Below are 14,911 nucleotides of genomic sequence, written 5' to 3' on the forward strand. Positions count from 1 at the left end.
TTATACAGCGCTACTTAACAGTACGAGCGAAGCGCTTAAGCAGTTGCTTAGCTTCTGCGTCGATTTTCTCAAGGCTAGGCTTAACCTCTGATTCGCCAGAGAAGATCTTGTCTGTTTCGCGGTACATCACTTCACGAATCTGCGGATAGAAACCAAGGCGGTAGCCCTTAGTCCACTCACCACCAGGAAGGCTTAGCTGCTGCACACCAACTTCAGCGGCAGGACTTTCGTTGTAGTAGCCAGAAGCTTTGGTCAGTTCGTAGGCAGCGTTGGTTACAGGAACATAGCCTGTAGTTTTGTGCCAGTACATCTGAACTTCAGGACTTGTCAGGTAGTTGAAGAATGTTGCAACACCTTTATCTTCTGCTTTGTCATGGCCAGAAAGCGCGAACAGAGCAGCACCACCGATAAAGGTAACATTAGGGTTCTTGTTTACAGATTCCCAGTAAGGCAGGAAGGTTGTGCCAAGGTGGAAGTCTACGCGCTGACGAAGACCGCCGAATGAGCCTGAAGAACCGATCCACATAGCCACTTCTTTGCGCTCGAACGGAGTCTGGTTTGCAGACCAGTCTTTACCGTAGTATTTGTAATAACCCTTATCAGCCCACTCCTTCATCTTAGAGAAGTGCATTTGAAGGTTCTTAGTTGCGTACTGTACTTTTGTTGCCGGTGCATCGTAACCGTTGTTCTTGTCAGCCAGCTGTTGGTTGTGACGAGACTTGAAGTTTTCGAAGAAGATCCAAGGAGTGTGAGACTGAGAAAATGCAGCGTGACCTTTTGCTTTTAGCTTCTGAGCAACAGCTTCCATTTCTTCGTAAGTTTTTGGTGCTTCAACGCCAGCTTCTTTTAGCATATCGCGGTTGAAGTAAAGAACAGGCGTAGAACTGTTAAATGGCATACCAACCATTTTGCCTTCGCTGTCAGCGTAGAAATTACGTACACCAGCAAGGTAATCAGCAGAATTAAACTTATAGCCAGACTCTGTCATGATGTCTGCAACCGGCTTAGCTACGCCTTTTGCGTTCATGATAGTCGCCGCACCGGCATCAAATACCTGAAGGATATTTGGTGCTTCGTTTGCACGGAACGCTGCGATACCGGAAGTCAGAGTTTCAGTGTATGAACCCTTATAAACAGGTACCAGCTTGTAGTCGTCCTGAGAAGCGTTAAAGTCAGTTGCGATTTTGTTTACTGTTTCGCCAAGCTGACCGCCCATTGCGTGCCACCAGGTAACTTCAGTTGTTGCAAACGCACTGCCAGATACAGCAGCAGAAAGCACACCGGCGATCCATAAATTTTTCATTGTTCCATTTCCTATGTAATAAAAGTTAAGGTTTCGTGCGAGTGTTTGTGTGTTTCGTTTGAGTGGTATATTTACTGTTTTTTGTGACAGTTCTGTTTCGTATGAATTGATCTTTAATGAATGATTTATTTAGATTCGGAGAATATTACGTCTTAAATCTGATACTTATGGCGAGGCTGAATTGGTTTTCTATACTTAATGTGGTATGCGGATCCTGGTCAGGTAAGGAGAAGGTGTGATTTCGTATATTTGCGCAAATAAGATCTCGGCTAACCCTGAATATCAGCAGGTAAATCAGATTCTTGCCTGTGGCCTGAAAGAGTTTTTATCTGTGTCGGATCAGAATGCAAAGCTCTATCTGGAGCATTCACATCCTGAAGCGCTTCATCAATACCGGGTTGCACTCAGGCAGGCGCGGAGCCTGCTAAAAGCAAGCAGGAAAGTACTGGAGCCCTCTCTGGCAACCGATCTTAACCTCGTATTAAAAAAGCTGCTGGAACCAACCGGTGAACTCCGGGATACGGAAGTCTTTCTGCAACAACTAAACCAGTATTCGTTTGAATTAAACGGCTACTTATCACTGGGTAAACAGTTGATGACGGAAGATATGAAGTGGGAAATGGTAAAGCTGCGAAATAACATACGCTCCTGGTTTGTCAGCGGTGATTATTTGCAGCAAAGCGACCTGGCCTTTCGTTTAATTGACCGCATTGAAGAAATCCCCGTGCAGGAACCCCCGAAGTTATTGATAGATAAATTTATTAACAGACAGAAGAAATGGCTGGATAACCGGTTGGATAAGTTATCGGAGTTGCCCATTGAAGAGCTGCACCGATTCAGAATAAAGGTCAAGGTGCTAAGGTATACAAGCAGTTTCTATCAGCCCGGGCAGGATAAAACCAGAGTAAAAAAAGTGAAGAAAGTTCAGGACCACCTTGGACTGATTCATGACTATTCTGTTCAGAAGACGTTAATCCTGCGCTATATAGAGCAAAAGCAGGCGAATGATAAGAATCTGAAATACATCGCTCTGTTTGCCGGGTATCTGCTACGGTACTTAACTGAAAGGCACGATTACCATTTAGAGCAGGTCAGGGAGCATATGGCCGGTATATAAATCCGGGGCAGAAATATAAAGGGAGCCGAAAAAGGCTCCGCTTACAGTTTGTTATTGTTGAGCCTTGTTTAACTCTGTATAGACAGGCTCGTTACTGTCAGGAGCAAATACCTCCATCAGTAGCCCTTCTTTTTTAAAGCTGAAGATAGCGGTTGCCAGAGTATTTTCTTCATCGGGGTCGTCCGGTGCGGTTCTGAATACGGGCAAGATTTCATCATGCTTGTCTCTGAGTATTTTCAGGCACTCTTCGCTTGTTACTAATCTGTCTGAGCAGGCTGAAGTCAGTTCTTCCATTCGGCTTTGCCGTGATGCAGAAGAGTCAGTAATTATCTGATTAACATGGTTAAGCTTGTCATGAACCAAATGATTGGCATGCACACGTACCGGGGCGGCTTCAATAGCGGACACCTTCTGAAACGGCGCTTCAATGCTGAATGCTTTTCTGTTCGTAAGATCAGCAACAGTGTAGTGGAAGGCGCCGGTTCGGGTCTGAGATTCAAGCTTCTGAATAAACTCCTGATAATCCCGGCACATAAGAAGTGAGCGGGCAGTTACCATACGAGGCAGGCCTGCCTGATAGTCGGTTAAGCGGATATTGTTTACCGAAAACGCCAGACCATGCTCATTCATTGCAAAGGAGTGGCCCGGGACGGAGGCCGGATACACAAACGAAGTGAAGCTGGCAGAAGCGTCCAGTTCAGCTTTAAGCAGAAATATGTAGGGCTTCAGTTCAGGATCGCCATCTTCATTGTGAGCAACCAGAGTCAGTTTATCCTGAGTGACACCGATGGAGGTGCAGCCTTCGGGAACACAGTGAATAAGATCGCCCCGGCAGTTCCAGAGCAGGATATCGTCATAGGATTGCTCAGCGCCATCGGCTATGCCCTGCAGCTCGGAATGAATATCTGCTTGCCGGGTGGCAATAAGCTGCTTCACTTCCTGAAACCAGGTGGTGTTTTTCCACTGACTTAAGGTTTTAAACCCTTCACTTTGCATGATATAAGTTGCAAAAATGGACTTTGACCGTTCACCAATAAGATAACCCAACTGGTAATGACTGCCTGAAAACTCTATCACCCGCATCTGTATATTCCTGATTCTTATGAAGGAGGCATACTATAACAGATTGTAATACCAATCCGATAGCAACGCCTGAAACTCGCCGCCTGGCAATGGCCTGGAAAAGCAATAACCCTGCCCGTTAGGGCATTTAAACTCTTTCAGACAGCTTAATTGCTGTGTTGATTCTATCCCCTCTGCAATCACGCCCAGTTCGAGTTTCTCTGCAAGGGCAATGATGGCTTTAACCAGCTCTTTGTCTTTATAAGAGGAGGTGACCTCTTTGATAAAGCAGCGGTCTATTTTTATACCATCGAGGGCAAACCGTCTCAGATAGGCCAGCGAAGAATAACCGGTGCCGAAGTCATCAAGCCATATTTGCAGCCCCAGATCTCTGAGCTGTTTTAATACGGCCAGAGCTTTCTCTTCGTCCTTTATCAGCAGGTTTTCTGTTATCTCCAGATAGAGTTGCTCAGGGGAGATATTGTGCTTCTCCATTGCTGTTTGTATATGTTTTGAAAGGTCGGAACGGTATAGCTGAACCGGAGACAAATTAAAGGAGAGATGGAACTCGTCTGATAATAAGGGCTTCCATTGGCTCAGCTGTCGGCACAGCTTTTCAATCAGCATATTGCCGATAGGGACAATCATCCCGGTGGATTCGGCGACAGGGATAAACTGATCCGGCGGAATTAATCCCTGTTCCGGGTGCCTCCAGCGCAAAAGTGCTTCGGCACCAAAGATCTTGCCACTGTCCAGGCAGACCAGCGGCTGATACCAGATCTCAAATTGATTTAAGTTTTGCAGTGCTTTACGAAGCTCTTTTTCAGTTCGGGCCTTTTTGGCGGCAGTGCCATCTTTATCGACAAAGCAGGTGCATGGATTGAGGAGTGACAAGCGAAACATCTGAATTCCTGTTTACTGTTTTGTTTAGGATCTCAGACTTACTGGTGACAGAGAATACAACAATTGTTTCAGTTGGCGGAATGATGTAAGAAAGCGTTGTATTGATGTTAGTGATTAATATTGTTGAGCAGATGATGCATTGCGATGATGAGCTCGGTTTTTATTTTTGTATTCTGAAGGGTAACTTCTTCCTGAAAAAACAGATGGTCGATACCGTCTTCCAACTGAATCAGATCAAAATTAAGTAACTGCTCCTGCCTTATTGTCTGAAGCTTTTTAACCGCGTTGAAGAATGCAGGGTCTGAAAAAGAGAGAACGGATTCTCTGGTACTCAGGGCGTGCTCAAGCTGTATGATTTGTTTGATATCCAGTAAATCAGACTGTTCCAGCTTATTAAAAAGGTTAAGCATTTTCATTTTGACTTCGATGGTGTAGACGGGCTGAGCGTCACTCACCAGATAGCGGCCAACTTCGGGCATCATAATGCTGTTGTCCTGAACCACCTGCCCATACTTTTCATCAACAATGCCGGTGATTTCTGCCAGCACCATCTGAATCAGCTCTAAAGGTGTGCTGCAATCAGCGAACAGGTTTGTGTCAGCTTTTTCCATTTGGTTGTCAATTATCCCCAGAAGTAATTTATGGCGTTCTGATTATAGTATAGGATTAAATGTTAACTTTATTATGTGATTGATTAGCAATAATTAATCTAATCCTTTGTATAATACCAATCCCAGCAATTATCTGTTCATCCTTGCTTGTTAAAATCGCTAATAGCTGCGTTAAAATTTTTGTAATTAGATCCACTAGTTACTGCAAATTTTGCCTTGCTCTTAGCGATTTTTCCTGCGCAATCACTGAACAGCTAATTACTGGTGTTGGTATAATTACGCTTTACTGTTACTCAGGGGGGAGTATGAGAACTATCAGTGTTGATAAAATAACCGGGGATTTTCCTCTGCTTAAACAACTTATGCAGCTAAATGAAGTGAGCTGGTTTAACCCTGCCATCACAAGCCTGAGTGAGGCATTACCTTATGTGGGGCTTGACAGTACAGACATTAAAGATGCCAGTGACAGGCTGAAGCGCTTTGCCCCTTATCTTGCCAGAGTGTTTCCTGAAACCGCGAAGTCTGCCGGTATTATTGAGTCTGAGCTAGTTGAAATTCCTCAGATGAAGAAGCTGCATGAGTCTGAATCCGGCTCAGATATTAATGGCAGACTGATGCTGAAAAAGGACAGTCATCTGCCTATCTCAGGCTCGATTAAAGCGCGGGGAGGCATTTATGAAGTTCTGACTCATGCAGAAAAACTGGCGTTAGAAGCCGGGATCTTATCGGAAGCCGATGATTACAGTAAGCTGGCTAACGAAGAGTTCAGAAACTTCTTTAAGCAATTTAGTATTGCGGTGGGTTCAACGGGTAACCTGGGGATGTCCATTGGTATAATGAGTGCCAAACTCGGCTTTGAGGTTTCGGTTCATATGTCAGCGGATGCCCGTGAGTGGAAAAAAGCCAAACTTCGCTCCCATGGCGTAAATGTGGTTGAGTATGAGCAGGACTACGGTGTGGCCGTTGCCAACGGCCGCAAAGAGGCAGAAAAGGATCCGAGTTGTTTCTTTATTGATGACGAGAATTCGAAAACCCTGTTTCTTGGTTATTCAGTTGCTGGTGAGCGCCTGAAGAAGCAGTTTGAAGAGCAGGGAATAGCGGTTGATGCTGACCATCCGCTATTTGTCTATCTGCCTTGTGGTGTAGGCGGCGGACCCGGTGGTGTGGCCTTCGGGCTGAAAATGGCCTTTGGTGATCATGTTCACTGTATTTTTGCCGAGCCGACGCATTCTCCATGTATGCTGCTGGGCGTGCATACCGGATTGCATGATGGCATTTCTGTTCAGGATATCGGCATTGATAATGTTACCGCCGCTGATGGCCTGGCTGTTGGCCGTCCATCCGGCTTTGTCGGAAGGGCGATGGAAAGGTTACTGGATGGCTATTACACCATTTCTGATGAGCGTATGTACCGGCTTTTGGGGGAGCTTAGCGAAAGTGAAGATATTCAGCTTGAGCCGTCTGCACTTGCTGGTATGTATGGCCCTCTGGTGGTGGAGGGTAACCGTGAATATTTGCAGCGTATGCAATTTACCGAAGAAAAAATGAAGAATGCAACGCATCTTGTCTGGGCGACCGGAGGGGGAATGGTTCCTGAAGAGGAGATGGTGAAGTATTTGGAAAAGTCCAAAGAGCAATAACCTTGATGTCATCCCGGAAATTGCCAAGCTTTTATCCGGGATCTACTATCAACGCGTTGTAGAGTTAACAATAACCTCATGCTCTACAACGCGCTTCAATCAGATTCCCGTTTTCACGGGAATGACGAGGAGGTTGAGTTACTTTCATTTGCGTCATCCCGGAAATTGCGAAGCATTTATCCGGGATCTACTGTCAACGCGCTGTAGAGTTAACAATAACCTCATGCTCTACAACGCGCTTTAATCAGATTCCCGTTTTCACGGGAATGACGAAGTGGGGGAGTCGCATTACTCAGAAATAAACTTATGCTTAATCTGACTCCTCTTCTCCTGCTCCTTAAACTGCTCAAATCTAGGCAGGTACTTATCCCAGTCAATGATATGGCTGTCCATCTCAGGGCCATCGATACAGGCGTGTTTGCGCACCAGTTTTCCGTCAATGATCACAGGCACCATACAGGCTCCGCACATGCCGGTACCGTCTACCATAATGGAGTTAAGGCTTGCCACACACTTCACACCGTAACCTTTGGTTAGATCGCTGACTGCACGCATCATCAAAGGAGGCCCGATAGTGATTACTTCAGCTATTGCTTCACCGGTTCCTTCTTTAAGATGAACAAGTCTTTCTTCTAATGGTGTAGTCACAAAGCCCTGTATACCAAAGCTACCGTCGTTACTGGTGTAGATGACTTCAAGCTGGTCAGGGTAGGCATCGCGAAGTGTTTCCACTTTATCGCCTTCATCGGTCCAGAATCTTTGTGCTTTGCCCCTGAATCCGGAAATAAGGGTGACTCTGTTACCGATTTCAAGATGAGCCTGCATGATCGGGTGAACAGCCGGAAGGCCAACACCGCCGGCAGTAAAGATGACGCGCTTATCATCATGAGGAACAACATGACTCGGCTGCCCTAAAGGTCCGGCAATAGCTTCGAAACATTCGCCTTCCTGCATCTGGTTGATAAGCTTGGAGCTGCTTCCCAGTCCCTGAACCACAAGTTCAATGGTTCCTGCTTCTGCATCCCAGTCGGCCAGAGTGAGAGGGATCAGTTCCCCCTTTTCATCCAGAAGAACACGCACAAACTGCCCGGCTTTTGCTGAACGTGCAATCAGTGGAGACTGAATGGTAAATTCAACAATTTCATCGGTAAGCTGTCTGCGTTTGGTGATTTTAGGTGCTTTCTGACCAAGGTCGGTATAGTGACTGGCTTTAGCGACCAGACCTGCGACTTCTTTTTTATTGAAGTCGACCTGGCTCATGATTTCCTGAGCGGCAGCTTGTCCGTCGCCGGCGGCTTTGATGGCAGTAGAGCCGCCACGGGTAGCATCACCACCACTGTAAACACCGCTGATGGAGGTTTCCTGAGAGCCTTTATTAAGCAGCAGGGTTCCCCATTTCGATGTGTTCAGATCAGGGTTCGCATCTTTCACTATCGGGTTGGAGCTGTTACCCAGCGCCATAATGGCAAAGTCCACCTTCATCTCTTCAGTTTCACCTGTGGACTGAGGGCGCCTGCGACCGGAAGAGTCTGGCTCACCAAGCGCCATGACATCCAGAACCGTGCTGGTAAGGAAGTGTTTTTTATTGCCTTTAAACTCACACGGCGCGCGCAGTTCTTTAAGCTGAATACCTTCTTCCAGTGCATGGTGAAGTTCTTCAACCCTTGCCGGCATTTCCTGCTGAGTCCTGCGGTAAACTATGGTGACGTTAGCTCCTAGACGGCGGGCGCTTCGGGCCGCGTCCATTGCTGTGTTACCACCACCGATAATCATTACCTCTTTGCCTTCCATGTCCGGCATCGGGGTTTCATAATCGGGCTCATTGGCATGCATCAGGTTAATACGGGTCAGGAACTCATTGGCTGACATAATATTCAGCAGATGTTCACCCTGCACATTCATAAAGCGCGGCAGACCGGCACCGGTGCCCACAAAAATCCGCACAAATCCGGCACGTTTCAGATCTTCCAGAGTGGCGGTTTTACCCACGATATAGTTGGCAACAAAGCGGCCTCCCAGTGCTTTGATTTTTTCCACCACATCATCGATCAACTGGTTAGGTAAGCGGAACTCAGGAATACCGTAACGCAGTACACCGCCCAGGATATGGAATGCCTCAAATACTGTGACAGGGTAACCGTTCTTGGCGAGCAGATATGCATTGATAAGGCCGGAAGGGCCTGAGCCAACGATAGCAACCGGCGGCTTACTGGCGGCTACCCATGGATTGCACTCTGCCATTTCAGGCGGTTTGCCTTCGGAAAGCTCACGCTCTCTCTGAGGCAGGAACCACTCAAGCTGGCCTATCTCTATCGGTTTATTGGTATGGGTACAAACCCCCTGACACTGAAGTTCCTGCGGACATACCCGTCCGGTAACATTAGGCAGCGGGTTGGCATCACGGATTAATTCAAAGGCGGCTTTAAAGCGGCCTTCGCCCATTAAATTCAGAACCTGTGGAATATGGATTTTTACTGGGCAGCCTCCATCGTTTTCTTCTGCCGGTTCACCGTCGCGGTTGCATTTCGGAACGCCCACTTCGCAGGGGCGATCTTCACACTGTTTGTCCCGCAGCACTTCCAGCCAGACAAAGAGCTCTACTTCGCGCAGCGTATATCCAAGACCCATATAGCCAAGATACCCCTGGCTCACCAGGTCAAAGTCTTTTTGCCTCTCTTCCGGTGGCCTTACGTATGGCGGGATATTGTTTGAACCCGGCCAGCCAACGGATAGCCCTTTAAACATGGGATAGCGCTCGGAAAGGTGCGTATCCAGCGCTTCCACAAAAGAGCGTTTCTGTTTAAGCGGAACCCGCCACAGATAGCGTTGCAGAGTAATACTCAGCTCATCACCGACAAGCAGAAGCTGCCAAAGTTTGTTGGTGAACTCCGCACTAAGCTTGCCTTTTTTTAGGGTATCCCGGATAAGCCTCTGGCTCTCTTCGATAACCATACGCTGGAAGCGGCGTGGATCCTGCTCCATACGTTTGAGCATCAGTTCCTGCTGAGGCTGGTTGATAACTGTCGTCATAATTACACCTCCGCCGATGCTGGAGCGTTGACATGGATAATTTCCGCGTCACACTCGTCTGCTATCCGGTTAGCCCGTGCAATCAGCTCTGGAGTGACTTTTACTTTATCCAGCGCTCCCGGTATAACATGACTGACGGCTCTTGGCTCACCATCTTCAACTATGGTGGTTTTCTCAAACAGCTCGCTTAGTTGCTGATAGCAGGTTTTGCAGTCAGTACACAGATGCAGATCTTCTTCAGCGATAGAGACCAGAGGTTTACCACCGTCCTGAGTTTTATCAGACGTAGCCTGAACCGGTTCAGATTCCACTTGAGTTACCGGAATGGTTCCGCCGGAGGCTCCGGCTGTCATCGCCAGTTCTGCAAGACCGTTGGCAATGGAATCCATCGCCAGTTCGTTGCTTTCCAGAGCAAGGTCGTAACGCTGTTTCCATTCGTCCACTTTCAGCTGATACTGCTCTTCCAGTCCGTCCATATGCTGACCGCTCAGGTATTGCAGCATATGCCAGTTCTGCTGACGCTCTTCTGCCAGAGCGACAATGGACTGTGAAACCTGAAGCCGGATCAGGTGCTGTTCCTGATCTGTGGTCCAGATAAACGGAGTTTTGTCTAAGCGTTCATCAGCGCTCATATTAACGTATTCAGCCAGTTCAACCGGGGTTTCTGCATCAGAAATAGCCGTGAAGTGCTTCTTAAAGCGCCCCTCGTACAGGGCAAAATCAGCGGCGGTGAATGGCACCTCTTTTAGCTGAGTCATGCCGTCATCGTCCAGATAGCTAAGGGTATGAGTTGCCCAGTCTTCATTGACATCCGGGTTGCCTTCAATGGAGAAGCGGTCTGCCAGCGTTTCCCCTTTACGCGGATCATGCACAAAGACAGGATTCATACGGCTTTCCACAGCCAGCCTTGCGTGACGTGTGCTGGCATCGTCTGCGATACCGTGCTCACCCATACATGGTGTGTAGACATCAAACAGTGCCGGAGCATCCTGATAATTCAGGTATTCCATCAGATTGGACATAAAGTGCCCTTGCAGAGCCGTTGAGGTCTGAACCACCATCACTTTAGGGTGGAAGGTGGCAATAATGCCCAGCTCTTTACGCGCTTCCTGCTTACCGCTGTGCTCTTTACCAAAGCGGCTGAGATCAGAGTCTTGCGCTGTGTAACTGGCGGTGGATGCCTGACCACCGGTATTCGAGTAGCTGCCGGTATTCAGCACCAGGACTTTAATCGGTGTTGATGTCGTCAGCAGACGTGAAAGTGCGCCAAAGCCGATATCGTAAGTCGCGCCGTCACCACCGATACTGAATACGGTCGGAAGCAGGGCGAGTTCCTGATCAGAAAGATGGCTCCACTCCAGATAGCGCAACTGGTGGTCATGCACTTGCGGATCGTACATATCTTCAAGTTCAAGCTTGGCAGTTCTCAGCGCTTTAAACTGCTCAAGCTGATTGGCGGCTTCACCTTCAAACAGGCCTTTAGACAGGGCTGGCGTATCCTGGAACAGGCTGTTGACCCATGGATCATTGTATGGGTTAGCCGGGAAAGTAGAAGCATAAACGCTGCTGCAACCCGTGGCATTTGCAATCAGAGCATCGGAAGGGCCATTACCGGTCGGGCCGTGTTCAAAGTGGAACAGGCGTTTTTCCAGTGTATTAATGGTGTCCGCGATACGCGCTTTACGTTCGCCGTCGGCAATGTTTTCCTGTTTTTCTTCAAGTTTGTCGAGCATGGTTTCCAGGCTATGAATATGTGCCTGATATCTTTGCTGCTGCAATGCTCTGTTAATGGAAGTGACCAGACGCAGAGCCGTTACCTCACCACAACCCCGGCAGGCACCGTGGCCTGAGCTCATGGCGTAGTAGTTGCTTCTGTCCAGAAGCAGGCGTTTGGATTCGGCAGAATCGGCAACGCCTTTTTCAAGGAAGCGGGCAGGAGTGTTCGGCATTTCTGCCAAAGTGGCGAACAGTTCGTGCATTTCTTTATTCAGTTCGCTGGTCTGACGCACTTTCTGCAGTGCATTCGGGCCACAAACATCAACACATTCCATACATCCGCTGCATTTGCTTGGATCCACAGCAACAGAGAACAGACCGCTACTGCCCGGTACGGCTTTTTCCATAGAGTCAAAGAATGGTTTAGTTCTGCTTACAGGCAGCGATTCCAGAGCAACGCTAAGCTCTGCAATATGTGCAGAAATCGCAGGTTCGCTGAATGTCATGCTGTCGGTCACTTTGACAAAAGCTTTGTGAAGTGGCAGAGATTCATTCTTAGGTGCGGTGCGGTAATACTGGCGAACCGCATCCAGAATCGGAGGCATCTGAACTTTCAGTCTTTCCTGCTGCGCAGGCGGAATGTCCAGTTTGCCAATTGCAACATAGACAATATCGTGCAGCTCATGAACCATGGTCGGAATCGCGCCGTCAGGGCAGGCTATTGTGCATTCCATACAGCCGGTACATTTATCAGCATCGAATTTTGGAACGTTGAGCCTGAAGATGCCTTTATCTTTGGTTATTGCGCTTGCAGGAGGCATAAACATACCAGAGCCCGGAATAACCGGCGCTTCACCGATAGAGCCATCGGCGTAGCGGCTGCCTGCAATATTACTGAAGTAGGAAGGATCGAACAGGCCGCAGCTTGCCTGGGTCTGGTTTGGTTTCTTCGCTGTGATGTTTCCACTTTGCTCAGCAGATGCGTCATCAAAGTCTTTGTAGCAGACTTGCATGGTGGCGTTCATGCCTTTACGGATAACTGCCATATTACTGGCTACGACTTTTTCACCTTTGGATCCGAACTTCTTGGCAATCTGCTGGGTAATGCGCTCGAGCATCAGTGATTGATCCGCGCCTTGTGTTACCTGAGTAGCGTGACCGCACAGGGCGCCGATAAAGGCGATCCCCATCATACGGATTTCCAGATCCGCAGATGGAGCCTGCTCTTTTGCCACTTTAAAGGCATCGACAATAAAGAAATCGATATTGTTTTCACGAATGTACTGACGGGCACTGGCGGGTATCTCCTGCCAGACCTGCTCAGGTTCGTGATGAGTCTGAAGAATAAAGGTGCCGTTTTTGCTCAGACCCGCAAGCGGATTGGTGTGCATAAACACCTTATGGTCAGGAGAAAGTACAATTTCCACCTGTTGCAACTCGGCGTTGGTGATCTTTATCGGCTCTGGTGACAGGGTGATAAAGAAGTTGGTTGGTGCGCCGCTTTTTTCTGAGCCGTATTTCGGCATGGATTTGGAGTTCATACCCAGTGCACCGGACAGAATATCGGTAAGCAGTTTGCCGGTTGCTATGGTGCCGTAACCGCCCACTGAGTGGAAACGCACCCTTAGAGCTGAATCTGGCAACAGATTAGGATTTTCGCCGGTTTCCAGAGCCATCAATTCAGTATCAGGGTAGGCTGAACGAAGTCTGTCCTGAATCGCTTTTAGTGCACCTTCTGCGTTTTTATCAAAGAACTGGCTTCCCAGATAGAAGAAAGGTTTGATTTTGTCCGCGCGCATATTATCGAAGGCAGCAATAAGGTGACGAGGCTGAAGATCGTGTCCGCCAAGGCCAAAAATACCTGTGCTCAGCAGTGGAATCTGTTCCAGAGCCTTTATGCCGGCGTGTCTGTTATCGCGGGAGTTTTCCTGTGCTTTAAATAGCGCGCGGGAGATACGCTCGGTCAGGCGGGTTTCGTCGCAACGCTCTAAAATAGTCACGACCTGTTTTCCTGCCAGTTTTTCAACTATCTGAGCTTCAGGGAATGGATGTAACTGCTTAACGGAAATGACGCCGACTTTTTGCCCCTGTTTACGCAGATAACCTGCGACAGCCTCTGCATCATCGGTTACTGAGCCTAAACCGACAATGACGTAATCCGCATCGTCACACTTATAATCCATTACAGGCTGGTAGTAGCGGCCTGTCAGGTCTCCATACTCTTGCATGGCCTGTTCAATAAACTGCGGCACATCCACCATAAAGTGGCTTCTGTGGTCGACAATACCTGCCTGATAATCCGGCTGGTTCTGTACACCACCGGTCAGGCCTGGGTTGTGTGGATCAACAAGAGCAGGGACTAACTGGCGGGTATCTTTTTCGTAAGCATTTAACCAGTTTCTCTGCCATTTTTTATGCAGAATTTCAGGAACATAAACCTTGGTTTCTTCAAGGAACTGCCCCTGACTATCTGCTTCGATGGCATCTGAGTTAGCTTCTATAAAGCCTTTCAAATCCCCCAATTTTTCTACCCAGAACTGATCCTGATATTTTTCTATAAACTGCTGTAACTGCCATACCCGGCCTTTGGCACCATAAAGCATTCTTTGCGCTTCTGTTGGGGCCAGAATGCGGCTTGCAGGATCACCAAGGAATTCTTTTAACATTTCAGGCTCTGGGAGTTTCACTTCGCTCTGAATATGGCTGGTGGCAAAGCCATCCATTGTGTTTGCTACAGGAATCAGAGACAGGGCGCTTATCCGGTAGGAGATAGCGGCAAGGTCGGCCGCTTCCTGTGCATTACTGCCAAATAGCGTGGTATAACCTGCGGAAAGCAGTGCATAGACATCATCATGTCCGGCCATAACATTAAGCGAGTGACGGGATACGGAGCGTGCCGCTATATGTAAAACAAAACCAGCTGCTTTTTTGCCTACGGTAACATAGTGGGATTCCAGCCCGTACAGGATCCCCTGGCTGGATGAGGCGTTAGAGATATACTTTCCGCCGGTCAGTGCTGCACCAAGCGCACCACTTTGCGCTGAATGCTCGCCTTCAGGCTCGAAGAAGAACGGATGCTTACCCCAGACATTACAGCCACCCTGTGCCCTGAATGCTTCATATAACTCGGAGATTTCTGTAGAAGGAGTGATAGGGTATCCGATAACACCGCCACAAACGTAGTCCATAACATGGGCGACAGCGCCGTTGCCATGAATTACGGTTGTGAGTCCTGGATATTGTGGAGTGCTTTTTTGCTCATTGCTTTCCTGCTTCTGTGTAGGCATAACACGTTGCTCCTTAGTGTGCGGATTGATACCCCACTTATTTGGAGTTACAGCCTGCTACCTTGGATGCATTTGGCTCAGCATTTATCGTTCTTGCGGTAGCTCCACCAATCATGGGTATTCTTAGATCTAGAGGTTACTGCTTGATGCTTATGTGAAAAATACTACACCAGTTGTAAACGTAAGGTTGTCTGTTTGTTCACAAAATGCGTAAGGCACCCAACTGTCAACAAAGTTATCCC

8 protein-coding genes are annotated in these 14,911 nt (G+C 48.1%); 2 read left to right on the top strand and 6 right to left on the bottom strand.

All coding sequences use genetic code 11. The features are described from left to right. Nucleotides 1–10 precede the first annotated feature (10 nt). Nucleotides 11–1,303: an extracellular solute-binding protein gene (locus tag L3Q72_RS06935; protein ID WP_275131920.1), complete on the bottom strand. Its 1,293-nt coding sequence runs from the start codon at nt 1,301–1,303 to the stop codon at nt 11–13. Between the two features lie 235 nt (nt 1,304–1,538). On the opposite strand from L3Q72_RS06935, the gene L3Q72_RS06940 reads away from it, so the two are divergent. Then, on the top strand, nt 1,539–2,420 hold the full coding sequence (locus L3Q72_RS06940; RefSeq protein ID WP_275131921.1) for a CHAD domain-containing protein: 882 nt from the start codon (nt 1,539–1,541) through the stop codon (nt 2,418–2,420). A 51-nt stretch (nt 2,421–2,471) separates the two neighbouring features. Here L3Q72_RS06940 and L3Q72_RS06945 read toward each other — a convergent pair whose 3' ends face one another. From L3Q72_RS06945 to L3Q72_RS06955, 3 genes are all read right to left on the bottom strand, one after another. Beyond that, nucleotides 2,472–3,503 carry a C45 family peptidase gene (locus tag L3Q72_RS06945; RefSeq protein ID WP_275131922.1) on the bottom strand — a complete coding sequence of 344 codons (1,032 nt, stop codon included), beginning with the start codon at nt 3,501–3,503 and terminating at the stop codon, nt 2,472–2,474. A gap of 33 nt (nt 3,504–3,536) precedes the next feature. Beyond that, entirely contained in the window at nt 3,537–4,385 is an 849-nt protein-coding gene (locus tag L3Q72_RS06950) for an EAL domain-containing protein (RefSeq protein ID WP_275131923.1), read from the bottom strand. A 107-nt stretch (nt 4,386–4,492) separates the two neighbouring features. Beyond that, nucleotides 4,493–4,996 carry an MltR family transcriptional regulator gene (locus L3Q72_RS06955; protein ID WP_275131924.1) on the bottom strand — a complete coding sequence of 168 codons (504 nt, stop codon included), beginning with the start codon at nt 4,994–4,996 and terminating at the stop codon, nt 4,493–4,495. A gap of 305 nt (nt 4,997–5,301) precedes the next feature. On the opposite strand from L3Q72_RS06955, the gene L3Q72_RS06960 reads away from it, so the two are divergent. Then, nucleotides 5,302–6,636 (top strand): D-serine ammonia-lyase, encoded by a 1,335-nt coding sequence (locus L3Q72_RS06960; RefSeq protein ID WP_275131925.1) that lies wholly within the window; start codon nt 5,302–5,304, stop codon nt 6,634–6,636. 288 nt (nt 6,637–6,924) lie between these two features. Here the strand turns inward: L3Q72_RS06960 and L3Q72_RS06965 are convergent, their stop codons facing one another. Beyond that, nucleotides 6,925–9,666, bottom strand: a complete 2,742-nt coding sequence (locus tag L3Q72_RS06965; protein ID WP_275131926.1) for a sulfide/dihydroorotate dehydrogenase-like FAD/NAD-binding protein — start codon at nt 9,664–9,666, stop codon at nt 6,925–6,927. A gap of 2 nt (nt 9,667–9,668) precedes the next feature. Beyond that, entirely contained in the window at nt 9,669–14,669 is a 5,001-nt protein-coding gene (locus L3Q72_RS06970; RefSeq protein WP_275131927.1) for a 2-oxoacid:acceptor oxidoreductase family protein, read from the bottom strand. Between the last annotated feature and the right edge of the window lie 242 nt (nt 14,670–14,911).

This window comes from Vibrio sp. JC009 (assembly GCF_029016485.1).
Lineage (GTDB): Bacteria > Pseudomonadota > Gammaproteobacteria > Enterobacterales > Vibrionaceae > Vibrio.